Consider the following 24407-nt stretch of genomic DNA (forward strand, 5'->3'; position numbering starts at 1 on the left):
CTCAGTGGAAATCATGCGACTTGAAACGCACGACATCCTCGGGATCGCGGCCCTCTGCGTGCGGCGGCCAGTAGCTGTCATGCGGCCTTGGGCTCCATTGATCTTTGCCGCGGGTAACGTCGCCGCGATCCGGCGCGCTTGCATGGCGCGCTCCGTCTCCCCTGCCGGTCTGATGCGGGAAGGCCATCTCGCCAACCTTATGGAGCAGATCGGCATGATCGATGATCCGGTCGCAGATGACGTGGATCACCTCGCCCTCCTTCTGCACCCGCCCCTTGAGGCCCACCATCGAGGCGGACATCACGGTGCGGCGCTGGGCCTCGAAGCGATCGGGCCAGAGGATCCCGTTGGCGATGCCGGTCTCGTCTTCAATCGTGATGAAGAGCACGCCCTTGGCCGAGCCCGGCTTCTGACGGACCAGGATGATCCCGGCGACCTCGACCTTGCGGCCATCGCGGATGTTCGCAAGGTCGGCGCAGCGCGTAACCCCGCGCCGGGCGAGGTCCTCGCGCACGAACGTGAGCGGATGGGCGCGCAGCGACAGCTGGAGCGAACGATAATCCTCGATCACCTCGCGGCCATCGGTCAGTGGGCGCAGGGCAACGTCGGGTTCGATCCCTTCCGCGCTGATCACTTTTGCTGCACGATCCGCCGCAGCAAAAAGCGGCAAGGGCGCTTCGCCAAGGCCCCGCACCTTCCATAGCCCCTGCCTCCGGTCGGATCCGAAGGCGCGAAAGGCATCGGCGTCCGCCAGCTTCTCTATCGCGGCGCGCGGCACGCCCGAGCGGCGCCAGGCGTCCTCGACGGACTCGAACGGGACTTGCCCACGCGCACCGACGATGCTGGCGCCATCGGCGTTGGACAGCCCGCGCACCTGCCTGAAGCCCAGCCGGACCGCATGGTATCGGCCCCGTGTCGGCTCCAGCGAACAATCCCATCGGCTTGCATTGATGCAGACCGGCCGGACCTCAACCCCGTGCTGGCGCGCGTCGCCGACGATCTGGGCAGGCGCATAGAACCCCATGGGCTGCGCATTCATGAGCGCGGCACAGAAGACGTCCGGGTGATGATGCTTCATCCAGCTCGAGGCGTAGGAGATTTTGGCAAAGCTTGCCGCATGGCTTTCCGGGAAGCCGTAGGAACCAAAACCTTCCAGCTGGCGGAAGGTACGCTCGGCAAAGTCGCGCGGATAGCCGCGCGCCACCATGCCCTCGATCAGCTTTTCGGAAAAATGCGAGACGCCGCCGGTCATCTTGAAGGTCGCCATCGCCCGGCGCAGCTGGTCGGCCTCGACGGCGGTGAAGCCAGCGCCGACGATCGCGACCTTCATCGCCTGCTCCTGAAAGAGGGGTACGCCAAGCGTCTTTTCCAGGACAGCGCGCAGTTCCGGGCGCGGGTATTCCGGCTTCTCCAGCCCCTCGCGGCGGCGAAGGTAAGGATGGACCATGTCGCCCTGGATCGGGCCGGGCCGCACGATCGCAACTTGGATCACCAGGTCGTAGAACCGGCGCGGCTTCATGCGCGGTAGCATCGACATCTGCGCCCGGCTCTCGATCTGGAAGGTGCCCAGCGTGTCGGCCTTCTGGATCATCCCGTAGACGTCGGGGTCGTCGCTCTGCAGGTCTGCAAGCCCAACCTTCAGCCCCTTCACCTCCTCGAGCAGGTTGAAGGCGCGGTTCATGCAGCCCAGCATCCCGAGCCCCAGAACATCGACTTTCATCATTTTGAGGGCATCGATGTCGTCTTTATCCCACTCGATGATCTGGCGATCGACCATGGCGGCAGGCTCTATCGGAACCAGATCATCGAGACGATCGTGGGTCAGCACGAAGCCGCCGGGGTGCTGGCTCGACTGACGCGGCACGCCGATCAGCTGGCGTGCAAGATCGAGTGTCAGGCGCAGACGCCGGTCGGACATGTCGAGATTGAGTTCCTCGGCCTGCTTCTCACCGACGCCTTCGGCCGACCAGCCCCAGACGAGACCTGCGAGCGACGAGGTCAGATCCTCGGGCAGGCCCATGGCCTTGCCGACATCGCGCACCGCGCCCCGCGCGCGGAAGCGGGTAATGACGGCGGTCAATGCCGCCCGGTCGCGCCCGTAGGTCTCGAAAATCCACTGGATGATCTCCTCTCGCCGTTCGTGCTCGAAATCGACGTCGATGTCGGGCGGCTCGCGCCGTTCGCCCGAGACGAAGCGCTCGAAGAGCAGCTCGTGCTTGAGCGGATCGATCGAGGTGACGCCCAGCACGAAGCAGACGCAGGAATTCGCTGCCGATCCGCGCCCCTGGCACAGGATGCCGCGCCGCCGCGCCTCGGCGACGATGGAATGGACGGTGAGGAAGTAGGGCGCATAGTTCAGCTCGGCGATGAGTTTCAGCTCATGCGCGATCTGGTCGCGGTAGTCCTGCGGCGGATCGCCGCCGAACATGACGCCCAGCGCCTCGTGCGCCATTGCCTCCAGCGCCTGCTGGGCGGTCAGCCCCTCGATCACCTTCTCCTGCGGGTAGTGGTAGGTGAGATCGCTCAGCGAAAAGGTGCAAGCCTCGGCGATATCGACGCTGGCGCACAGGGCATCAGGATAGGCCGCAAAGCGTCGCTGCATTTCCTCCGCAGACTTGAGCGCGCGGTCGGCGTTGACCTCGCGGCGATAGCCAAGGTCATCGACCCGGCAGTTGTGCCGGATCGCGGTCACCACGTCCTGCAGGAGCCGGGCATCGGGCGCATGGTAAAGCACGTCGCCGGTGACGACCGCGCGTACGCCGGCCTCCCTCGCCTGGCGCGCCAGGGCATCGATGCGCACGGCATCGTCGGGGCGACGGCGCTGGAACAGCGCCATATGCGCGCGCCGTCCATAGACGGACCGCAGATCGGCCAGCGCCGCAGCATTCTTGGCGTCGGCCTCGTGCGGCAGGAGAATGGCGATCACGCCCTCGCACCAGGCTTCGAGCTCGGGCCAGTGCAGCAGGCAGGCCCCCTTCCCCGCCCGGCGCTTGCCGATGGTAAGGAGGCGCGTGATCCGTGACCAGGCGGGCCGGTCGGTCGGATAGAGCAGCAGGCGCCGACCGCAGGACAGATCGACCCGGGTGCCAGCGATGAGGCGCACGCCGGTCGCCTTCTCGGCTTCCCAGGCGCGCACCACGCCCGCGACACTGCCAAGGTCGGCAATGCCCATGGCAGGATATCCCAGCTTCGCTGCGACCGAGAACAGCTCGTCCGGACTCGAAGCCCCGCGCAGAAACGAAAAGTGCGTCAGCACCTGGAGTTCGACATAGGCGGTCATGCAAAGACCCCGTGCATCCACCACGAGAGATCGCCGGTCTCGCTCGCAACGCCATCACCGCGGCGGAACACCCAGTAGCGCCCACCCTCCTCGTCCTCGACCCGGTAGTAGTCGCGTACGGCCCAGACTTCGGCATTGCGCCGCCACCATTCGCCATGAATGCGCTCTGGCCCATCGCCGGCGACAACCTTGTAGGACCGGCCGCGCCATTCGAAACGGCGCGGAGGCTGGTCGGGCAACAGCGCGATGACGCGCGACAAGGGCTCGGGCCGCGCGAACAGCCTCACCGGCCGCTGCCAGGCAGGCCAGGAACCGGCGGTCTCGATTGGTCTGGTCGGCCTTACGGCACGTTCAGGCACATGGCTCTCGACCGGCGCAATGCGGAACACCGCGCCCGGTCCGATCCTGCCGGCCACGACGTCGACCAGGCGCGCCGGATCGCGCAGCGTACTTTCCCCAGCGAGGATCGCCCCCAGGTTCTCGGCGTCAAGCGGCTCGGTATGCGGCGCCAGCAGCCGGAACTGTTCAAGACCCATGCCTGGATCGATGCGCTCGATTCTGAGCTTCAGCAGGCGCAGCAGGTGCGGCACCTCGCGGCTCGGCCGGGAAGTGCCGATAGCCACCACCTGCTCACCGCCATCGATGCGTAAAGCAATCAGGCGCAGCGAGCGCGCACCCAGCCCCCGGCGCTGAAGCACCTCGGCCAAGTCCTTCAGCAGGTCGTGCATGACTTGCGCGATCGCTTCGGCCGTGCCGATCGGCTCGAGCACCCGACGCTCGACCGCAGGGATAACCACGTCCTCACGCGGGGTGATCGGTTCGGCGTTGCCTCCCAGCGCCTGGTCGAGCCGGTCGATGGTGGCGAGCCCCAGTCTCCTCGCCAGCGGACCGCGCGCGACAGGCAACAGGTCGGCGATCGTCTCGAAGCCGAACTTGCGCGCAGCGGCCAGTGCGCCGCTTTCGAGACGCAGCGCGGCGACCGGAAGCGGCGACAGCGCCTTCAGCACGCCGCCGTGCGGAATGATGGCAATGTCATGGCGGCCGTAGCGGGCCAGCGCATGCGCGGCGCCGGGCGTGTCGGCTATCGCGATGCGCGCGGTGAACCCGGCGCGACGACAGAAGGACTGCAGCCGCTGGCAAAAGCGCTCCTCCCCGCCATGCAGGTGCGCGGCGCCGGTGAGGTCCAGCCAGATTCCGTCGGGCGGCGAGACCGCCACGATCGGTGACCAGCGGCGAATGCCGAACAGGGCGAGGCGATCGAGCAGCGCAGCATCCGCCTCCGGCTCCGCCGGGCGGAAGTCGAGATCGGAGACGAGCGCACGGGCATAGGTTGCCGCCATGCCGACATGGATGCCCAATGCTCTCGCCGCCGGACAGGCCGCAACGATCTCGTCGCGGCGGCCGACCTTGCCGATGAGCGCCAGCGGAGCGACCGCGACCTGCGGCACGTCGCGCATCTGTTCCGACGCTGCTGACGAGGCCATCCGCTTGAACGGATGCTCTGCCATCTCGGAGCGCCGACCCAATTCGCGCATCGGCGGCTTGGCATGTAGCGGCAAGCCAGCGATCTGCCGCTCGACATCGGAACGCGATGAAGCCCCGGCCGCAGCAGCGCCCTTCCCGCTCCCGCTCTGCGCCTGGCGTGCCCAGCGTGCGCCCGGCCGCCATCCGCCGCCGCGAGGGACCGAGCAGGCACCAGGATTGTCGTCGACGGGAAGCTGGAGGACGCGCGGCTCAGGCCGCGGCGCGGCGAACCGATCCTGCCGTCTCAGCCGTTCGATGGCCAGGAACGGCAGGAACAGCGAGACGACCCGTCGCATCGCAGCCCTCCACGATCAGGGAAAAGCCTTCGCCGCCGCGCTGGCGTGCGAGTTCGACCAGCCAGCGCGGGCGTCCGACGCCGGCTACGCCGAGCCGCTCGGAGGGCGCACTGGCGATCCGCCAGCGTGTCCACGCCGCCGACGGTTCGCAGAGCGGGTCGCGGTCCCGGCCTCGGTGACGCCGCAGCAGGAGCACCGGCATGTCCGCCTCGGCAGCGGCAAACTGCAGGCGGCGGGTGGCGACCATCGAAACCTTGCTGGCTTCAGCGACGACGGCGGCCGGCGTTCCATCGCGCACAGCGTCCTCGACCACGGCGAGCAGCGCCGCATCGTCGCGCGGCTGTGCATGAATCACATCGGCCGAGGCAAGGCCCGCCTGCTCGAGGCCGGGCGCATAGAGGTCATTGCGGCAACTGACCCAAAGGACCGGCGCTGACGCTAAGCGCGCTTCCCGCACGGCGATGCCGGCAAAAAACAACGTAGCTGCCGCGTCGTCGACCAGCGAGCAGGTCAGCGCCGTCGCTTCGTGCAAAGCGCCGGCCCGCAGACCACCACTGGCCAAACGCGCGTCCAGCGCTTCGGCGCCGAAGGGCATGATCCGAAAGTCGGCGAGCGGCGTCGCCATGGCGCGAAGGGCATCAATGCCCATCTGCGCATGAGATGAAACAGGGTTCATGGTGATTCTTGAGACTCGAACTTGTTCCTTTTATGTTCTCATTCTCAACCCCTCGCGGTCAACCAGTTTAAATCGGCCCTAGCGCCCTGCATGAGGACAACCCTGTGCACACGGCGCAATCACCGGGCTCACTACCATCCTGCAGGATTGTGGGGAGTGTCCGTGAAGCATAGCATCACACGCTTGGGCTTGGAGCAAAGTCAGACAATGCCAACGCTATCGAAACTGGATGGACCCGCTGGCCTGGTTGGCCTTGCCCAAGACGTTCCCACCCTTCCATTTGGTCAGTGGGCGAGAAACCAACGCCTGGGGCGCGATGACCCAGACGACGTGGCGAACGCTGGGAGTCAGAAGATCGCAAACAGCCAAAGGTATAGTCGGCCTGTGAAGCGCGATCGGATAGTTGCTCAGGACTGACGCGGGTGTGGGACTTTCCGGTCTGTCGGCTTATTGGCGGCCAGCCAAGGAAAGCCGACGTTGGCTCAGCGGTGGCGGGCGCCCAAGTCAACGGCCTAGAATGGGACAATCGCGAAAGTCGACTTCGAGGAAGCAAACTTAGGAAAACGGTCATCCAAGGAAATGCTGTAGGCTGCTGCGGCAGTGCGGCAATGCGCCCCCCCCTTTTTTGTGCCTTTCGATTGAAACTCAAAGCGGAGGCCCGAATATGACCGATACTCAAGCTGTCCTGTCCTTTGTCGGAAATGCGCCAAACGGCATTTTTCGTCATGGAAGCTGTCTTACTCCTTGGCGCGCAAATATAAATTTGTTACACGAAAAATATGAATGAAGAAAAGCCGCTGCGCGTACTGACCATCGATGGAGGAGGAATGAGGGGTATATACTCCGCAGCGTTTCTCCATGAGCTTTCGTCGCTTTTCGCGAAGAAGATAGGCTGTAAGTCGCTGGATGTTGGTAAGGGCTTCGACCTCATTGTTGGCACCAGCACGGGGGCTATTGTTGGTTGCGCATTGGCTGCCGGTGAGCCACTGCCCAAAGTCGTCGACCTGTACCGTAAAAATGGGCCGAAAATTTTTCCAGAGCGAGTGCCTTCCTCGACGACGAAGGTGCTAAGCCAGATGCCACGCCGCGCGGGTATAAATCGGCGCGGTGCCACAGCGTTGAAAGCAGCGCTTACGGCTGTGCTCGGCACCAAAACATTTAAAGAGATTGAAACTCTGCGGGGTATCGCCTTGTCGATACCAGCTGTTGAGATGAGCCAGCAAAGAGCGTGGGTATTCAAGACAAGCCACTGTGGAGGGACGCGTGATGATGACACGACACTGGTCGACGCATGCATGGCAACAAGTGCAGCCCCGATATTTCGTTCATTGGCCGCAATTGATGCCGATGGCGATCTAGGCGGCTACAGAGTTTTTGCGGACGGCGGACTGTGGGCCAACAATCCCGTACTAGTCGGCTTACTCGACGCCATTAAGATGGACAGCACCCGCCCCATAGAGATTTTTGCCCTTGGCAGCTATCCGAAGCCTGACGGAGAACGTATCGCGAAAGCGGACTTGGATCGTGGTTATGTGGACTGGCAGTTCGGCGCTAAAGCAGCCTCCCTTAGTATCGCTGCGCAGGAATTTGCATTCGACAACATGGCACGCATGTTCGCGGAAGAATTTACGAAGTTGGGGCGAAGCATAAACGTTATACGTTTCCCAAAAGGCGATCTCCGACCGGATATTGTCCCGTACCTCGAGTTAGACAATTCATCCGATCAGGCGATGACCGCATTAATCGATCAAGCACGCGCCGATGTTAATCTGGCAAAAAGTGCCTGTGATGATAACGCGAATGCAACCGGCCAGATCATCAAGAGCCTTTTTGAAAGCATGCCGTGCAGGGGGGGTGACGCAAATAATGTTTAATACATCGAAGCAAGTGCGCAGATTTCATAATGAAAAGATCGCCATCGTCGGAGATGAGCGTACCAATATGCGCACCCGCCGAAACAGCAACCGCAACCGCCTGAAGGCCGGCTTAGTCAGAGACGGAAAGCCAAAACCGCTCGGATCGCATACGCAGGGTTCATATGCGATGCATACGATGGTCCAGGATGACGACCTTGATTATGATATCGATGACGGTCTGTATTTCAAAGCTAGCGATCTAGTCGGCGCTCAGGGTGCCGCCATGTCCGCCCTTGACGTGCGCAAGATGGTTTGTGCGGCTGTGCAAGATGACAAATTCAACACGCCGCCAGATGTGCGAACTAATTGCGTGCGAGTCTATTACGATGCTGGATATCACGTCGATATTCCCACATATCGACGGATCGAGACTACCAACATTTGGACTAACAAAGTTGAATACAGCTACGAGCTAGCGGGAGCTAGCTGGCGAAAGTCTGACGCGAAGCAGGTCACCGTTTGGTTTCGGGAGACAAACAAGGAGTTGAGCCCGGAATCGGTTGGCGAAGGCCAGTTTCGGCGTATCGTGCGATACTTAAAGATGTTCAGCAAGAGCCGGACTTCGTGGAAGGGGAAAAATCCAAGTGGGTTTGCGCTTACGAAGTTGGCGTCGGAGTGTTTCGGTAGCAGGCTCAACCGCGACGACGAGGCGCTTCGCAGTACAATGAAGGCTATCGCGGATCGACTTGTATACAATAAGACCGTGGAGCATCCGGTAGTGGATGAATACCTCATATCAGACGACGATCCCCGGCCTACGTATTTTATGGATCGCTTGAACGAGAACCTCGGTCATCTGGACGTACTGGATGAGGTCGATTGCACTCATGAAAAGGCGATGAAGGCCTGGGATAAGGTTTTTTGCACAAGCTGGTTTTCTGAGCAACCGCCGGAAGGCAGTGACGATGACGGAGAGCCGAAGTCTCCTGTAAATAAGAGCGGAGGCGGGACGTACGCTAATATTTAGATGGCAGTTATGGATACTCGCGCTAATGCCGTAAAGATCGTCGATGATTGGCTTCGGATCGCCTTCCCAGAGGCGGTCCGAGCTAATACTTGGCAGCTTAATAGGAGCGGCTTCAGCTCGGCGTTCATAGGTTGGTGCCTACGCCTGCGGAAGGACGTATCACTGCTCATCGCAGTTGATCAGTTCTTCCCTTACACGAAGCCGGTTACTGCCTTCTTTGGGCCTGGCGCACCCAGACACGGTCCACATATTGAGGCCGATGGGCGTCTGTGCTTGGTTGCGTCTGAAACAACAACGGACAGTCTCGATCCAGCAGGAGTAGTGGGGCATTTTCTAGCCAAAGCGTCTAGCTTGCTAGTGGCCTTAGACCGCGGTGAGTTGGGAGAAGACTACGTCGTCGATTTCGAGGCTTATTGGTCCCGCAGCAGGACAACGGGTCAATCAGTTCAGACGCTTTTCGATATCGCACCGCCTACGAGATCGCTGTTCCTCGGGACCTACGCCAGTCAGCGAATTGTCTCGGACGATGAAGAACGTCTGCGCCGATGGCTCCAGCATAGGTTAGGCGAGGTTTACAAGAGGGACTTTGACCGCTCACTCTTTTTGTGGATGGATAACCTTCCTGTGCCCTCCGCTTACCCAAAATCGTATTCAGATTTGCGCACTTTATTTGAAAAGGCCGATCAGGCCTCGGCGTTCGATGAGGTGCAACCCATCATTGGTTCGGGTGGTGTAGTATTGCTAGGTGGCCCGTCCTCGCCAGGACGCACAGCTGGTGGTGCCGTCATCCTATCGTCTGGGGAAAAACGCCGAGAGAATAAAGGTTTCAGGCCCGGTAGGACACCCGCCGCACTTCTTCCATTCGCGCTGAAGCTTAATCGGGCCTCCATCAGATCGGTTGACGCTGCTGCTTCTAGAATCCCGTTATCACAATTAACTGCCGCGGATTCTGCACATATCGCGATAATTGGATGCGGGTCGTTAGGTGCGGGAGCAGCAAAATTACTGGCGCAGCAGGGTATCAAGCATTTTAGCTTATTTGACCCAGATAATCTTGGTTGGGAAAACATCGGTCGACATGAGCTGGGGGCCAGACACGTCGGCGCCAACAAGGCGGATGCCCTTAAGGCTACGCTACTCGCGGATTTACCCGACATCGTAGATATAGCTAGTTATGGGACAGATTGGCGAAACATTATCGACAATGATCAATCGGTATTTGAAAATGTATCGGTGATTATAAGTGCAACCGGCGATTGGGGAGCCAGTGCCGCATTAAGCGATCTCCAAGCCGCTGGTGTGTTGAAGATTCCGGTGATTTACACTTGGCTGGAGCGCAATGCGATCGCAGCCCATGTTGTTGTATTACAAGGACCAACGGTGAGCCTGCGCAACGGTTTTGATAATACCGGCAGGCCACTCACAGCGGCCGCGTCTTGGTGGTCGGAGGATCAAGACCCTCGTTGCGGAGGCGCCGCATCACCTTATGGCGCCATTGATCTTGCAGCCGGACAGAGTCTTGTAGCTCGGGCAGCGCTCGATATCGCATCCGGGAGTGCCGTTGCGCCGATATGGCGAGTATGGGTGGGACTTTCTTCTGATCTTGAGCAAGCTGGAGGCTTTTGGTCAGCTGCTTTCAAGTCTATCGTCGGCGATCCTGCTGAAGGTGGGAAGATGATGGCTGCTCAATGGCGAACGGAGTGAGATGGTGGAAGCCGTTGCGCAAGCAGCTACTTACGAAGGTCCGAGCGGACTTATCATACATGTCGAGCAGTCGGTGCTCGAGCATCTCTATCGCAACGCCCAACATAAATGTTGGTCTCGCGAGGCCGGCGGCCAATTATTCGCTTTCATCACGCATAAACGTTGGGTTGTCGCGAAAGCCACCGGTCCTCGTACTACCGACTTCCGGTCACGATTTGGTTTCCGTCCCGATCGCAAAGCAGAAAAGGCTGAAATCTTGGCTCTTTTCCAAGAAGGCCTCCATTACGTGGGCGATTGGCATACCCACCCTCAAAACGTCCCGTCGCCGTCGCATACCGATGTCCGTAACATCACCGAGACCGTTCAAGCGTCTGAACACTCGCTACCGGGTTTTTTGATGGCTATCGTCGGCCGCTTGCCAGTACCTGAGAGCCTTTGGCTTTCCTTCCATGAGGTGAGTGGAGGCTATTTCAAATGTCCTCTGCGAAGCAACCCGTTGGGGGGAAACTAGATTTGCTGTCGTGAGGTCGGAACGTAGAATGGATTGGTTCTCAGGAATATGCAGGTGTGCTAGCATTCCTTCGGTATCGGCGATGGTGATATCTTGACTCTCTTTCATAATAGCTACCAATCGAACCTCGCGTTATGGGCCCTCAACTCGTGCCGCTTGAAGGTCAGCTACTCCGACGACTTGGCTCCTGAGCGGACATTCGCCTATCGGCCAGCCTTTGGCATCCGAGTTGGAAAAGCAGACCGGCCGCACCTGTAAGAGAAAATTTGGGTGCTGAGCGTCCACTAAGGGTCGGGGCCGGTCATCCAAGAGGATGAGCAGTCACGAACGCGGGCTTCACAAGAAGGTCGAGAACCAATCCAGGGCGGCGGTATGTCAATCGACCAGGCCCCAGAAACCGCTCTTGCGCCCGTGCATCTTGCGTAATCTCGCTTCATAATCGGTGTGAGATTCATGCGCGCCAAAATCGGAGATTTGTCGCGAGAGACTGGCGCACTCGAGGAGATGACGAGCGGCGTGCTTGTAACGCGTTGACCGGGCATGGATAAGGGTGAAATCGATCATGGCGCGTAGCACAAGGCTTGCTGCCAACGGATATTTCGCCGAAAGCGCGTCAGCGGCAGGCGTTAGGATTTCGTAATGGTCGCCGTCGATCTTCTCGAAACGACCGATTACAAGGCCGGCGGCACGGTCAAGCTTCGGCCATTCCACGAAGAACGACAGTGCACCAAGAACGCTGTTGCAGGTTTGCGCGTGGTCGAAGGCACGCGTCTCAGCATCGATGTCCTCGAAATCGGCCAGCTGCTTAAGATATTCACGCAAGTGCCCGGACGACAGCGAACTTTCGAAGCAGGACCAGCGCATGTCCTGTGCCTCACGCCCCCTGCCCAACGCGCCCAAGACGGCGATCCTTGCATCAACCCATTTGAGGTCCGGCCAATTGAAGCTGGAGTGACCGGGATTGCTCTGCGTTGCCGCATCAAGGATTTGAAGGGCATCCGCAGCACGATCCGCGGCGACGAGGCGATTGGCAATTTCAGCCGCGATCCGGGGCACCTTGCGAGTGGGTTCGTGATACTGCGCGATGAACGCATCGACATCGCCCAATGCGTCAGCGATCTCCATGAGGGCGAGCCTTACCATGCTATCACGGCTGCGCTCGTCAATCTCATCCTGGTAGATGGCACAGCTCGATGCCCAAGCCAAGGCTACCCGATCCTTGCCTGCCGGCCTTTTGAGAGGCGTCTTTGCCAGCGCAGTCATGCGACCGCGCAGATAGGTAAGCCCGCGCTCTCCCAGAACGGGAGCAAGGGTGCCGATCAGGCCGTCGTACTGGCCATACTCATTGGCGTTCAAAGCATCATAGACCGCGTCACCCACCGCCTCCGGCCTGGGATTTGCCCGCACGGCGATCTCCGCCAGATCCGCGACAGCCTCGTGAAAAATGGCAATGACCAGCCCGCTGCTGTCATCACAGCGCCCGAAGATGAAATTGGCCAGGCCAAGAAAACGCCACATCAACGCCAGACCCTCGGCAGGGTCCGATTGAGCGACCTGCTCGACAATGGCCTTCCTTTGCGTCTGAAGATCCGCGATAAGGGCTTTACGGTTCTGCCAGTCGACGAAGGATCGCGATCGACGGATCGTGCTGAGCCTTTTGTCGACTTCACGCGCCACCTCCCCCGGGCTTTGTGCGCCAGCAAGCTCGAGGCGCAGGCGACGCTTGGCGAGGGCATTTCCCGTGCTGATTTCGATCAGCAATTGGGCGAGGCGAGTCGCCCCCAAGTCCTCAAGGTTCTTCGCGTTCAGAGTTTTCTTGGAAGCCAAAGTCTCAACTCGATCCGGGCTGGTTGCACGGTCAGTGCATGACGGGTTTTGTGATCGTAAATCCCTCGAGCATCTGATGTTGAGCCCGGGCGCAAGACAACACAGCCTCATGGATTTCGGTTTCCATGATTTTGGTGAGTTCTCGCACGTGTCTGAACGTCGTTTCGAGCTGGGTTCGGCTTTCCGCCTGGATGTCACGCGCAACCAGGTCCTCAATGCCGCCCATCATCGCGCGAAGTTCACCAAGGTGCCCCAGGGACATATGGGCTCGCTCCGGCAACTCTAGGGCTTCATGACCACCGAACAGACCTTCAACAAAGCCTTCCAGCTCCTGTCGGCGCACTCGGGCGTACCTCGCAAGATTCTCCGCCGACGGATCGAGTTCAAGGCGATAAAGCCTGAAGGACGCTGTACGGCTATTGTGCCAGGTCAGGCTGTTCCAAAGCTGATTGATCAGCACATCGATCAGATGATTGAGATCATCCATGGAATCGAACGGCGGGAATTCGCCGCCCCACAGCCCTTTCACCACCGGAAGCGGCGAAGTCCCCATCAGTGGTGAGGCGATTGCTCCGAGAAACCGGGTGCGCACTTCATGGTAACGAACCGGACAGGCGTGCTTCTCCAGCACATCGCGTACGACTTTCTCGGTCGGCGTTCTGAATCTTGACGTCATCTCTTCCCATACTCACCAAACGCCGACGGCGCTATCAGTCGAGGAAAGCGCGCATGATGCGCGAGCGGCTAGGGTGCTTTAGCTTGCGCAGTGCCTTTGCCTCAATCTGCCGGATGCGTTCACGGGTTACCGAGAACTGCTGGCCGACTTCCTCAAGCGTGTGGTCTGTATTCATGCCGATGCCGAAACGCATGCGCAGAACGCGCTCCTCACGAGGCGTGAGCGTAGCGAGGCTGCGCGTGATCATCTCCTTGAGGTTAGCCTCGATCGCCGCGTCCACCGGGATCACCGCGTTCTCGTCCCGGATGAAGTCACCCAGGGAGCTGTCTTCCTCGTCGCCCACCGGGCTTTCGAGCGACACCGGCTCCTTTGCGATCTTTAGCACCCGCTTGACCTTCTCGAGCGGCATCGAGAGCTGCTCAGCCATTTCCTCGGGCGTAGGCTCGCGGCCATGCTCATGCAGGAAACGGCGGTTGGCGCGAACCAGCTTGTTGATCGTCTCGATCATGTGGACCGGAATGCGGATGGTGCGGGCCTGATCGGCGATCGAGCGCGTGATCGCCTGGCGTATCCACCAGGTCGCGTAGGTCGAGAACTTGTAGCCGCGGCGGTACTCGAACTTGTCCACCGCCTTCATCAGGCCGATGTTGCCTTCCTGGATCAGGTCGAGGAACTGCAGCCCACGATTGATGTATTTCTTGGCGATCGAGATCACCAGACGCAGGTTCGCCTCGACCATCTCCTTCTTGGCGATGCGCGCCTCGCGCTCGCCCTTCTGGACCATGTTGACAATGCGGCGGAACTCCGGGAGCGCCATGCCGATAGACGCGGCGATTTCCGAAACCTCGTTGCGGATCCGCTCGGCAGGGCCGGCTTCGGCGGCGGCGAACGCGGCCCACTTCTTGTCCCGGCCCGCCATCTCGGCGACCCAGGTCTCGTCCAGCTCACGGCCAACATAGGCTTCGAGGAAATCGGCGCGCTTCACCTTGTGGCGCTCGACTAGTCTCAGCATCTGGCCGCCCAGCGTCGTCAGACGACGGTTGGACACGTAGAGGTTGTCGATCAACTGCTCGATCTTGGCCGCATGGAACTTGACCGATTCCACCTCGGCGGTCAGTTCGGCACGCAGTTGCAGGTACTGTTCCTCGCGCGCTTCGGGGAAGACGATACCCAGCCCCGCCGCTTCCGTACGGTCGGCCTGAAGGCGCTCGAAGCTGTGGAACAGCACGGCGATGAGCGCGAACTTCTCCAGCGCCTCGGGCATCAGCATCGCTTCCATCTGCGCCAGGCTAATGCCGCCCTCCTCCGCATCCGCCTCTTCGCGGCGCGGGCCGGCGATCGGGTTACCATCCTCGTCCACCTCGGCGGCGTCCTGCTCCTCGGACTCCTCGTCATCGCTGAACGAGGGACCTGCGGTCTTCTCGCTGATTTCGCCGCCGTCTTCGCCTAACGTCTCGACCTGCGGCTCCTTCGCCAGCATCGCGTCGAGATCGAGAATTTCGCGCAGCTGCATGTGGCCGGCGTTGAGCGCCTCGGACCATTGGATGATCGCATGGAACGTCAGCGGGCTTTCGCAAAGGCCCTGGATCATCATGTCGCGGCCGGCTTCGATTCGCTTGGCGATAGCGGCCTCGCCCTCGCGGGTGAGCATCTCGGCAGCGCCCATCTCGCGCAAGTACATGCGCACCGGATCGTCCGTGCTGCCGAGGTTCTCGGCCTTCTTCGGTCGCGGCTCACGGCTCTCGAAGACAGCGCCGCCGTCAACGCCCTCTCTGCCATCGTCGGCGCCATCATCGGCCCCTTCGTCGGCAGGCACCCGATCCTCGTCGCTGTCGTCCGACGAGGCAGCGTTGGCGGGCGCGTCATCGGCATCCGGATCGTCCTCGTTCTCGACGACCCTGATGCCCATCTCCGACATCGCCGCCATGACGTCCTCGATCTGGTCGGCGGTCATCTGGTCCTGCGGCAGCGCGAGGTTCAGCTCGTCGACGGTGATCGTACCGCGACGCTTGGCATAGGCGATGAACTTGGCGACTGAACCTCGGCTCGCCTCAATGGTTGGCTCTTCCATTTCTTTGCCGCGTTCGCTTCTGCTCATACTTGGGTCGTCAACTCGTCTTTGAAGTCTCGTTCGCGAGACCATGCAAGGCATATGTATCCGCCCCTTTGCCGGACAAGTCCGAGCAGTTCCAGTGTGCTTTCCGAGATGCATGCGTATACCGGCACTGAGGTCGGCTCAGCTAACACGATCCTTGAGCAGTTTTTTGCACCCGCCGCGCATCGCCCACCATTCGCTTAGGATTGAAGGGTTTGGTAACCCTGCTTTTCAAACTCCGCGCTAGCCAGGCTTTCATGCTGATACATCGATGACGGGCATCAGCATGAAATAACCGCATATCGCGCTGCTGCATGGCCATCCTCGCGACACATGCAGCACTGTGAATTGCAGCGCGCCTACACCGCTCCATTGCAGGCTCGTCCGACGTTTGACTGAATTTCATCTTCCCGTTCGGTAAGATGCCGTCGGCGCGCTTCAGCCAACGCTAGTATTCTTACCGATCGGGAAGATATGACCTTGCCTCCAGATGATAAAGATGCCATCTTACCGAGCGGGAAGACATGATACACACAGCTCAACAATTTGGCACAGCGATTGCGACCGCTCGCAAGAGCCTCGGCCTCACCCAGCGCGAGCTCGCGCTTGCAATCAATACCGGCGAGCGTTTCATTGTGGATCTTGAGGCGGGCAAGGCCACTGCCCAATTGGGCAAGGCTCTTGCTGCTGCGCAGGCTGTCGGACTTCGACTGACGGCTTTGGGCTCGTCTGACTGAGGCGGCAAATGGAACTTCCCATCACTTTCGAGGGTCGTCATCTTGCCACGCTCGTGGCGGCGAATGACGAGGTCCGGCTTTCCTACAGCGCCGCCTGGCAGGCAGCCCCGGACCGTTTCCCGATTTCGCTCAGGATGCCCGTCGATGGCAGCACCTATGCAGGCGGTGTCGTTCTTCCCTGGCTCATGAACCTGCTTCCAGAAGGCGATCCGCTGCGCGCAATGACCCGCGTCGTGGGTGCGACTGCAGACGATGTTCTCGGGCTGATCGCGCGTACCGGGACCGATCTTGCCGGCGCGCTCAGCATTGGCCTTGATGCATCGGGCGGGACGCCCGGCTATCGTGAGATCACGGGCAGCGATGCTCTGGAGCGGATCATCAACGATCTGCCTGCCCGCCCCTTTCTCGTAGACGAAGAAGGCGTCTCGATGAGCCTCGCCGGCGCGCAGGACAAGCTTCCGGTGGCAAAGCTCGGCGACGCGATCGCGGTGCCAGTCCATGGCGCGCCCTCCACACATATCCTGAAACCCGACAACCCGCGCCTTCTGGGCAGCGTCCAGAACGAGGCGCTGTGCATGGTTCTGGCCCGGCGCGCTGGGCTCCTCACAGCGCCCGTAACGACAGGCGTTGCTGGTCAGCGATCCTATCTCCTGGTGACGCGCTACGACCGTGAAGGTGAGCCGGATGGGGTGCGACGAATTCATCAGGAGGACTTTTGCCAGGCCCTGGGCCGCCCTCCCGTCGCCAAGTACGAGTACAACGGCACGGGCACGCGCGGCCCTTCGATCGCGGATTTTTTCGCGACCGTGCGCGCGCATATGACTGCACGGGAAATCACGCAGCTGCTCGACGCCGTGATTTTCAATATCGCCATCGGCAATGTAGATTCCCACGCAAAGAACTATTCGGTCCTGCTCACGCATCACGCTCCCCGCTTTGCTCCGCTCTACGATCTCATGTCGGGACTTGGCTGGGCGAACATCACCCAGAACCATGCCCAGGCCATCGGCGGGCAGCGTCGGGGCCGGCACATCTACGCAAAGCACTGGCAGCGCATGGCCGAAGCCTCAGGCCTTTCTCCTAGGGCCACAGTCCGGCGCGTGGAGGCCATGACTGCCCGTTTGCAGCGCGAACTGCCGGGGGCCAGTGAAGAGGTCGCCGCCATGCCTGCGGGCTCTGGCCTTATGCTCAAGGTCTTTGAGCGCGAGATTGCCCGGCGCATCGAGGAAGTGCGCGCTCATGCGCAGGAGGCGGGCGATGACGGGTACGGCGCTCCGGGCGATGACGTCGCCGAGCAGATCGATGCAACTGCCTATCACGGCTAGCCTCAAACTTACGGCAATGCCTCCCCCAGAATCCGGCGTGCGCGGTGCCTCTGCCCCTCGGACGCAATCGCAGCCCTGCCGATGTTCGACAGCAGTTCTACGCGCCTTCTGGAGAAGGACTGTCCCCGGCTTCTCGCCCGGGGCGCCTTGCCTGTAGCGCGCAGGCCTTTCATCGGGGGCTGCATGACGGCCTCCCAAACCGCTTGCCACGAGGCGGCAGACCTCCTTAGCGCCCATCCCGACTTCAGGGTGCTGCGCCGCCTGGTGCCGGCGGAGCGATTGTACTTCGGCGAGCCGCAGCCTCCACTGCGGGTCGGCGTCGCCATCGATGTCGAAACGACCGGACTTGATCACAGTGCCGACAAGATCATCGAGCTGGCCATCCAGAGGTTCCGCTTCGATGCGCTCGGGCGGATCGTGCAGATCGGCACACCGCGCGTATGGCGCGAAGACCCCGGGGTGCCGCTCGACCCCCAGATCACCCGATTGACGGGGCTGACCGATGACATTCTTGCCGGTCAGACGATCGACGTCGAGGCGGCGATCGGGCTTCTGTCCTCGGCCGACATCATCGTCGCCCACAACGCTGCCTTCGACCGACCATTCGTCGATCGGCGTCTGCCCGCCGTCGCTGGCAGGCCCTGGGCATGTTCGATGGCCGAAATCGATTGGCTTGAGCTAGGCTTCGACGGCCGGGCGCTTGGCTACCTCGTCGTCCAGTGCGGTTGGTTCTTCGAAGGCCACCGGGCCCAGAACGACATCCTGGCACTCATCTATCTGCTTGGACACGCCGCCGCAGATGGCGAGACGATACTGGCAAAGCTCATCGCCGCCTCTGATCGCATAAGCTACAAAGTCAATGCCGTGGATGCACCGTTCGACGGCAAAGATGCGCTTAAGGCGCGCGGCTATCGATGGGATGCCGCCATGCGCTACTGGTCAAAGACCATTGCTGCCAATGACATGGAAAGCGAACGGAACTGGTTGCTTCAGGAAATCTATACAGGCCACGCAGAACCCGCATTCCACCTCCAATCAGCCTGCGAGCGCTTCAGCCGCTGACATCTTGTCGAGTTGGCAATTGGTTACATAGGCGAGGTAGCCATTAGCAATCGGACAACGCCGAACCGGCTGGTTTGACTTTTAGCGCCGATTCTGCTCATAAATCACGAACCAACTCCGATTCCGCTGACATAGCTAAGGGCCCGGCGAGAGATGTCGTATACCGTAAATACCCTTCGAGCCATAACGCGGTCGTGCGGGGAAATGCGTGACCGGGTCAAATCAATCGTGTTCAAGCCGGAGGATCGTAAGGTTCTGGACTTGACCTTCGGCCCGGGCGTAGCGGCGGAACTGGTTGGCCGGACGCCCGAAGCGTTGGCGAAGGCGGAGAAAGACGGGCGGCTCGAACCACCCAAGCAGCAGGCTAATGGTCGCCGGTATTACGATCTGGAAGATCTGACCCGCATCCGTGACGCCCTCGGCATCCACCCGGGCAAGGCCGAAGATGAAGATGCGGTCGTTATCGCCGTTCAGAACTTCAAGGGCGGCGTTGGCAAGTCGACCATCACCAAGCACTTTGCGGATTATCTCGCTCTTCACGGCTACAAGGTCCTGGTGATCGACTGCGATCCGCAGGCATCCACCACAACGATGTTCGACATCCAGCCCGAAACGCTGATTGATGACGAGCAGACGCTCGGGCATTTCCTGTCTCCGCGTAGCACATTCGACGACTTCGCTGCGGCAATCCACGACACCGCCTGGCCGACGATCAAGATAATTCCGTCCAGTTTGGGCCTGCAGGATGCGGAGTGGGATTTGACATCCACCCTCAGGGAGGGAGGCCAAGCGGTGCGCGAAGGTCTGCAGCGCCTGCGCATCGGGATTTCAACGATCATCAAAGACTTCGATGTCATCCTACTCGATCCTCCGCCAGCCATGGGCTTTCTCGGCCTCAACGTCATGGCGTCGGCCACCGGCCTGCTAATCCCGGTACCTGCCCGCCAGTTGGACTATCTCTCCACGATTCACTTCATGGACACGATCGCAGAGAACATCGAAGTGCTCGAAGCCAACGGCACGCCTGTCGACTATGGGTTCATCCGCGTCGTCTGTTCGGCCTACACGCCAAGCAAGCCTGGCGAGCACGATATGTGGAAGATGATGCAAGCAACGTACGCCAACTTCCTGCTGAGCCAGCCCATCCTGGCTTCAGAGGAAATCAAGAATGCCACGCAAGCATTCCGCTCGGTCTACGAGAGCAAGCCCTCGGCCTCGCACGCGACGTATAACCGGTGCCGCGAGAATCTCGATCTCGTCTTCGGCGAGGTCGTCCAGCAGATGCGACAGCAATGGCCATCAGCCAGCATCGTTGGGCATGATGCACCTGCGAGTGCTGCAGCATGAGCCGGCGGTCACTGATTTCGGAGGCCCTAGCCTCCACCCCGGCCGAGCCAGTCATCGCCGTTGAGGATGTCGCTGTCGCAAAACCGCGCACGACGTTCACGACGAAGCGCCTCGATGCATTCGGGGAGTCGGCGCGGATGGTGAAGAAGCCCTCCATCCGGCTCAAGCCTTCCGAGTGCTCGATCTGGTCGGGCAATGCGCGCGACTATGAACTGCTCAATGAGCAGCGGCTGCGCAGCCTCATCGACTCCATTCAGGCAGAGAACGGCAACAGGATTCCTGTCGTAGTTCGGCGCACGCCAGACGCCGAAAAGCGTTACGAACTTCTCATTGGTACGCGCCGACATTGGGCAGTGAGCTGGCTAAACGCCAACCATTACCCCGATATCGAACTTGTGGCGATCATCGAGGATATCGACGATGAAGCCGCTTTCCGTCTTGCTGATATCGAAAATCGCGAGCGGGAGGACATTTCGGATCTCGAGCGTGGCGAAAATTACCGGGCGGCTGTCGCAGCCTACTATGACGGCATCCAGGCCCGGATGGCGGAGCGTGTCAAACTCTCGACCTCAACTCTCGCTCGCTATATCGGCCTTACCGAAATCCCGAAGTCAGTCGTCAGCGCATTTCATTCGCCGATGGACCTTCAGGTCCGCCATGGCGACAAGCTGCTGCCCCTCATCCGCAACGCTGCGACCCGGCCGCAGATCGAAGAGGCAGCCGCGCATATAGCCAGCGAGCAAAGTTTCCGCCAATCGGGCGACGAAGAGCCGATCAGCGGCGCGGAGGTTGTCGCCCGCCTCGTCAAGGCCGCCAGCTCTCCCCGGCGCGGACGGGCTCGCAAGCTGGTCATCGAGGCGAATGGCTCAACCATAGGACAGATCGATCGTGATCAGGGCAGAGGATTGACCTTCACCCTCACCCCTACCGACCTGTCCGCCGACGATATTCTCGAAGCTCTGCGGCCGCTGATCGAGAACGCCAAGATTCTGAAGGGACGGGCCCGGTGACCTAGCATCGGATAGGTTTTTGCAAACTTTAAAAACCTCTTTTATCGAATTATATCAATATCTTAATCGTACAGTCCCACGCGTGGGACACAGCAACGGAGTTGGGTGAGAAGCGTGGCCTCTGATACGCCGCAGACGACCACTAATGGTCGCAAGGTACAATTTGAGATGTTTTTCACGCTGCCCGATTTCAGCGACATCTCCCTGCGCGATTATCAGGAAACCATGCAGCGCCCGTTCTTCAGCCTCGCAAAGAAGAAGCGCCTCAAACCAATCGAATATACGAGCCCGGACAAAAGCGTGCGTGTTCACGTATCAGCCAATCCCGAGTACGGAATGGCCACGATCTGGGATGCCGACATCATGATCTACCTGGCCTCGCACCTCAACGAGCTGCGAGAGCGCGGCGACAATGATCTTTCACCGACCATTAGGCTACAGCCCGGCGACCTGCTTCGCCGGATATGCTGGGGTGTCAGCGGCCGCGCATACGAACGCCTCATAGCTGCCCTCGATCGTCTGCAGGCAACCACGATCAAGACCAACATCCGCGCGAACTCCAAGACCCGCGAGACGACGTTCTCCTGGATCGACAGTTACACGCATCTCGTCGACGAAAAGACCCAGCGATCGCTTGGAATGGAGATAACTCTATCGCGGTGGTTCTTCGATGGGGTCATGGATAAGAGAAACGTCCTTGCGATCTCACCGCTCTATTTCGAGATCACAAGCGGGCTCGGGAAATGGCTCTACCGTGCAAGCCGCAAGCACGCAGGCGGAAACGGCGCCGAAGGCTTCACTATCGGCTTTGAGACGCTCCATCAAAAGAGCGGAAGCGAAAGCTCCCTCCCCTCGTTCAAGAACAAGATCCTTGAACTCGCTCGGGCCAACAACCTGCCGGAAATTCACCTCGAGGCGATCGACGCGGAAAGCCCGCGACCGAAGCTCAAGATGGTCATGCGCAAGTTTCTCGACGATCGCACCTCGGCGCCGTCGACTAAGAAGCGCATCGGGCAGCGAAATGAGCCCTCTCCAGTAGCGTCCCCCCTGCCCTCCCCGGCATCGGGGCATTCTCACGATCGCGACGCCACTCGCTCGCAACAGGCTCAGCCAGACCTAGTTGATCCCAGCCTCGCCCTCAGCCTGGTTGCCCGGACAGCCGCCCGCTTCAAGTATGACCACGGCGCCGATGCTGGTTTGCCACATACAGATCCGCATGATGTTCAGTTCGCGCGAGCCGCTGAAGAGGCGCCGAGACCTCGCCGTGGGGATCGGGCAGCCGACGTGCTCGACCCGGAGACGTACGCCACCATCATGCGCGAATGTCCCGGATGGGATCTCGATGTCCTGATGAAAACCTTTGATGCGTTTCTCAATCGAAACCCGAACGAAATTCCACGCAACTATTCCAAGCGCTTCTACGGTTTCATGAAAAAGCACCACGAGCGCAACAAGTACCAGCTGCGCGGCCTTTGACCGCAAGGGCTTGCGTACCAGGGCGCTAAGCAGACGCATGTCGGCGCGAAGCTCGCACCAACACCCCTGCCCTATCCGATTTCTGCAAGGGCGCGCCCCCACCGCGAGGCGCCCCCTTCCCCGCCCCATCTGGTTTAAGTGGCCCCCGGCCCGCGCAATTGAACAGAACCATGCCATCGCGTCGGCAGTGGCTCACCTCCACCGCGAAGGGCGCTCCTCCACGGTAAGCCGATCGACCGCTCGGATGCATGACAAGCCTATCACCAGGCTCTGGTTCTCGCTGGTGCGGCGATAAGGATGCCCTTCACGCCATCTACAACCGATAACCGGGCCAATACCCGCTGGTGCAGCCAGCGTGATCGCTTTCGGCGATCGAGTGAGATCTGCGCTGAGTGAACCTGTCGGCTCGATCGCGAGGCCGGCAACAGGGTTCGCCATTCGATCAGAAAGCTCTGAGCCCGAAATTCGACAGCCCGTAAGATCGCGTGGCGACTTGGATGCCAATTGTCATGAACGAACCTCACAACGGCTTTCAGGCTGATTGAGCCGAGACGGCGTGTACGACGTGTTTTCGGAAATCCGGCTTTAAGCTGCTGGCGCGGCCCTAGACCCCGCTAACTTCGCAGAGAAGTCAGCCAGCGCGCCGTAGCAATCCCTCGGACCCGGTGATTCTAAAAGCACGTCGATCCGACTGATCACCGAACTGGGCAGCTGGGCTGTCTCCGCAGAGGAACCCCCTCATTTCTCAGTCCGAATGAGGTCATTGTCTCACGGTAATCCCGGTCGGTGCCGGGCAGGATGATGTAAACCCTCAGCGCCGAAGTTCTTCAGCAACGCATGCCTACGCTCCTGCAACCAACGCTAGGGAAAGGGGCAGGGGCAGGGGAGTAGACTGAGCGGTGATCGCGGTCGCCAGTACTTTCGCACCGCATGCGACTGTCAGACAGAGTAGCCATCTACCGCTGGAACGGCTGAGATCGCGGGGTAACGGCTGTCCACCGCTGACAAATGAATTCGGCCCGCCGTGCATCCGCGCTTCCCGATAACACGACACGGCCTGCGCCAACATTACTGAAAGCACGTTCGAGAAGCGTCCATTCGCCAAGTTCGCCAGGGGCTAGCGCCTCACCTAGCGGCAGCGTTTTCGAAGATTCGATCCGGAGAAAGAGGCAGAAAACCAAGCCTTGCAGATGAAGCCATGGTGGTGGACGGCAATCTTATCCACAGGGCATGTGCGAAGCGATACGTACTATCGGATCGCGATCATCGTGTTTTTAGAATCAAGGGTGCGTGGTATCAGATGCAGATTCGCGTGTTATCAGATTTTATCCACAGGCCGCGACTCGCCCTCATCTCTCGCTCTAAGCGATTTTGCACAGGCACTAACTTCTTTAACTTTAGAATCTAATCCCATTAACTCCCACGCCTGCGGCGGATATCGATTGATTTTATTGGGAGAAGAAGAAGAAGGGGAGGGGACAGGCGAGCGATCGTCAGATCAACCGCTCAGGTCATTCTTGCTGAAGGCTGTGCTAGAGGCCGAGCTTTTATTCTCACTGCGCGCGCAGACCGACCCACCAAGGATCTCTGTTGCCGACTTTTGGACGACCGGCTTTAAACCTCATCGCTAAGGAGCTCGAACGAGTACGGCTTCACGCACGCGACCCGGCCGAATATTTCCACTGATCCATCGTGCCACTCAAGACGCCATGGTGGAGTACATCAATCAGGAGGGCCGGACGATGGCTCACCGAGATTGTCCCGGGTTTTGAAGCAACCAGGCTTTCTCGCTCAGCCGCGGTGCATTGCAAATTTCACAGCGTTTCTTTTCGGCAGTTCGAAACTCGTTCGTTTCGTGTGCAGGGGTGCGCAGTTCGCAGCGAATTTCAGCATCACCAACGGGAACGGACCTCGGATCGCGAGAGATTTGCCCTGTAAGCGCTCAGGAGCACCATCCTGCATGCGGACCACCCCGTGG

The 24407-nt window shown here is 60.3% G+C and carries 16 protein-coding genes; 10 read left to right on the forward strand and 6 right to left on the reverse strand.

All coding sequences use genetic code 11. From position 1 onward, the window contains the following. Position 1 precedes the first annotated feature (1 nt). Genes L284_RS41275 through L284_RS41280 form a run of 3 tightly spaced genes read right to left on the reverse strand, consistent with a single transcriptional unit; the run spans position 2 to position 5776 of the window. Positions 2-3280, reverse strand: coding sequence for an error-prone DNA polymerase (locus L284_RS41275; protein WP_021235268.1), 3279 nt, complete (start codon positions 3278-3280; stop codon positions 2-4). Next, positions 3277-5100: a Y-family DNA polymerase gene (locus L284_RS0124640; protein ID WP_021235269.1), complete on the reverse strand. Its 1824-nt coding sequence runs from the start codon at positions 5098-5100 to the stop codon at positions 3277-3279. The genes L284_RS41275 and L284_RS0124640 overlap by 4 nt, the downstream gene beginning before the upstream one ends. After that, the gene (locus tag L284_RS41280) at positions 5015-5776 is read right to left on the reverse strand and encodes an ImuA family protein (RefSeq protein ID WP_031342804.1); all 762 of its coding nucleotides are present in this window, start codon (positions 5774-5776) and stop codon (positions 5015-5017) included. The genes L284_RS0124640 and L284_RS41280 overlap by 86 nt, the downstream gene beginning before the upstream one ends. Positions 5777-6555: 779 nt before the next feature. Here L284_RS41280 and L284_RS41285 point away from each other — a divergent pair. Genes L284_RS41285 through L284_RS47585 form a run of 4 tightly spaced genes read left to right on the forward strand, consistent with a single transcriptional unit; the run spans position 6556 to position 10874 of the window. Further along, positions 6556-7650: a patatin-like phospholipase family protein gene (locus tag L284_RS41285; protein WP_021235271.1), complete on the forward strand. Its 1095-nt coding sequence runs from the start codon at positions 6556-6558 to the stop codon at positions 7648-7650. Beyond that, positions 7643-8659 (forward strand): cyclic GMP-AMP synthase DncV-like nucleotidyltransferase, encoded by a 1017-nt coding sequence (locus L284_RS0124645; RefSeq protein WP_152524726.1) that lies wholly within the window; start codon positions 7643-7645, stop codon positions 8657-8659. Before L284_RS41285 ends, L284_RS0124645 begins: the two co-directional genes overlap by 8 nt. Before the next feature lie 9 nt (positions 8660-8668). Beyond that, the gene (locus L284_RS47580; RefSeq protein ID WP_160172142.1) at positions 8669-10363 is read left to right on the forward strand and encodes a ThiF family adenylyltransferase; all 1695 of its coding nucleotides are present in this window, start codon (positions 8669-8671) and stop codon (positions 10361-10363) included. Position 10364: 1 nt separating this feature from the next. Continuing rightward, a complete protein-coding gene (locus tag L284_RS47585) occupies positions 10365-10874 on the forward strand; it encodes a Mov34/MPN/PAD-1 family protein (protein ID WP_081674091.1) in 510 nt (169 codons plus the stop codon). A gap of 375 nt (positions 10875-11249) precedes the next feature. On the opposite strand, the gene L284_RS41290 is transcribed toward L284_RS47585, so the two are convergent. From L284_RS41290 to rpoD, 3 genes are read right to left on the reverse strand one after another with little or no spacing between them, the layout of a single operon-like run. After that, the gene (locus tag L284_RS41290) at positions 11250-12701 is read right to left on the reverse strand and encodes a DUF6880 family protein (RefSeq protein ID WP_021235274.1); all 1452 of its coding nucleotides are present in this window, start codon (positions 12699-12701) and stop codon (positions 11250-11252) included. Between the two features lie 31 nt (positions 12702-12732). After that, positions 12733-13377: a hypothetical protein gene (locus L284_RS41295; protein WP_031342807.1), complete on the reverse strand. Its 645-nt coding sequence runs from the start codon at positions 13375-13377 to the stop codon at positions 12733-12735. Between the two features lie 34 nt (positions 13378-13411). Further along, the gene (rpoD, locus tag L284_RS41300; protein ID WP_407635852.1) at positions 13412-15448 is read right to left on the reverse strand and encodes an RNA polymerase sigma factor RpoD; all 2037 of its coding nucleotides are present in this window, start codon (positions 15446-15448) and stop codon (positions 13412-13414) included. A gap of 548 nt (positions 15449-15996) precedes the next feature. Between rpoD and L284_RS41305 the strand changes: the two genes are divergently transcribed. The 6 genes from L284_RS41305 (at position 15997) to L284_RS41330 (ending at position 22429) form a co-directional block, all read left to right on the forward strand. Further along, on the forward strand, positions 15997-16209 hold the full coding sequence (locus tag L284_RS41305; protein WP_021235277.1) for a helix-turn-helix domain-containing protein: 213 nt from the start codon (positions 15997-15999) through the stop codon (positions 16207-16209). A gap of 8 nt (positions 16210-16217) precedes the next feature. After that, positions 16218-17534: a type II toxin-antitoxin system HipA family toxin gene (locus L284_RS41310; RefSeq protein ID WP_021235278.1), complete on the forward strand. Its 1317-nt coding sequence runs from the start codon at positions 16218-16220 to the stop codon at positions 17532-17534. Between the two features lie 183 nt (positions 17535-17717). After that, complete coding sequence (locus tag L284_RS41315) at positions 17718-18596, forward strand: 3'-5' exonuclease (RefSeq protein WP_021235279.1); 879 nt, start codon at positions 17718-17720, stop codon at positions 18594-18596. Positions 18597-18800: 204 nt separating this feature from the next. Next, positions 18801-19943, forward strand: a complete 1143-nt coding sequence (locus tag L284_RS41320; RefSeq protein ID WP_021235280.1) for an AAA family ATPase — start codon at positions 18801-18803, stop codon at positions 19941-19943. Next, entirely contained in the window at positions 19940-20953 is a 1014-nt protein-coding gene (locus tag L284_RS41325) for a ParB/RepB/Spo0J family partition protein (protein WP_021235281.1), read from the forward strand. The genes L284_RS41320 and L284_RS41325 overlap by 4 nt, the downstream gene beginning before the upstream one ends. 168 nt (positions 20954-21121) lie before the next feature. After that, on the forward strand, positions 21122-22429 hold the full coding sequence (locus L284_RS41330; RefSeq protein WP_021235282.1) for a replication initiator protein A: 1308 nt from the start codon (positions 21122-21124) through the stop codon (positions 22427-22429). The last annotated feature ends 1978 nt before the right edge of the window (positions 22430-24407 follow it).

The sequence above is a fragment of the Novosphingobium lindaniclasticum LE124 genome (assembly GCF_000445125.1).
Lineage (GTDB): Bacteria > Pseudomonadota > Alphaproteobacteria > Sphingomonadales > Sphingomonadaceae > Novosphingobium > Novosphingobium lindaniclasticum.

Excerpts from the sequence above, each read along its gene's own strand:
- L284_RS41275 (WP_021235268.1), bottom strand. The coding sequence starts at position 3,280 with ATGACCGCCTATGTCGAACTCCAGGTGCTGACGCACTTTTCGTTTCTG.
- L284_RS0124640 (WP_021235269.1), bottom strand. The coding sequence starts at position 5,100 with ATGCGACGGGTCGTCTCGCTGTTCCTGCCGTTCCTGGCCATCGAACGG.
- L284_RS41280 (WP_031342804.1), bottom strand. The coding sequence starts at position 5,776 with ATGAACCCTGTTTCATCTCATGCGCAGATGGGCATTGATGCCCTTCGC.
- L284_RS41285 (WP_021235271.1), top strand. The coding sequence starts at position 6,556 with ATGAATGAAGAAAAGCCGCTGCGCGTACTGACCATCGATGGAGGAGGA.
- L284_RS0124645 (WP_152524726.1), top strand. The coding sequence starts at position 7,643 with ATGTTTAATACATCGAAGCAAGTGCGCAGATTTCATAATGAAAAGATC.
- L284_RS47580 (WP_160172142.1), top strand. The coding sequence starts at position 8,669 with ATGGATACTCGCGCTAATGCCGTAAAGATCGTCGATGATTGGCTTCGG.
- L284_RS47585 (WP_081674091.1), top strand. The coding sequence starts at position 10,365 with ATGGTGGAAGCCGTTGCGCAAGCAGCTACTTACGAAGGTCCGAGCGGA.
- L284_RS41295 (WP_031342807.1), bottom strand. The coding sequence starts at position 13,377 with ATGACGTCAAGATTCAGAACGCCGACCGAGAAAGTCGTACGCGATGTG.
- rpoD (WP_407635852.1), bottom strand. The coding sequence starts at position 15,448 with ATGGAAGAGCCAACCATTGAGGCGAGCCGAGGTTCAGTCGCCAAGTTC.
- L284_RS41305 (WP_021235277.1), top strand. The coding sequence starts at position 15,997 with ATGATACACACAGCTCAACAATTTGGCACAGCGATTGCGACCGCTCGC.
- L284_RS41310 (WP_021235278.1), top strand. The coding sequence starts at position 16,218 with ATGGAACTTCCCATCACTTTCGAGGGTCGTCATCTTGCCACGCTCGTG.
- L284_RS41315 (WP_021235279.1), top strand. The coding sequence starts at position 17,718 with ATGACGGCCTCCCAAACCGCTTGCCACGAGGCGGCAGACCTCCTTAGC.
- L284_RS41320 (WP_021235280.1), top strand. The coding sequence starts at position 18,801 with ATGCGTGACCGGGTCAAATCAATCGTGTTCAAGCCGGAGGATCGTAAG.
- L284_RS41325 (WP_021235281.1), top strand. The coding sequence starts at position 19,940 with ATGAGCCGGCGGTCACTGATTTCGGAGGCCCTAGCCTCCACCCCGGCC.
- L284_RS41330 (WP_021235282.1), top strand. The coding sequence starts at position 21,122 with ATGTTTTTCACGCTGCCCGATTTCAGCGACATCTCCCTGCGCGATTAT.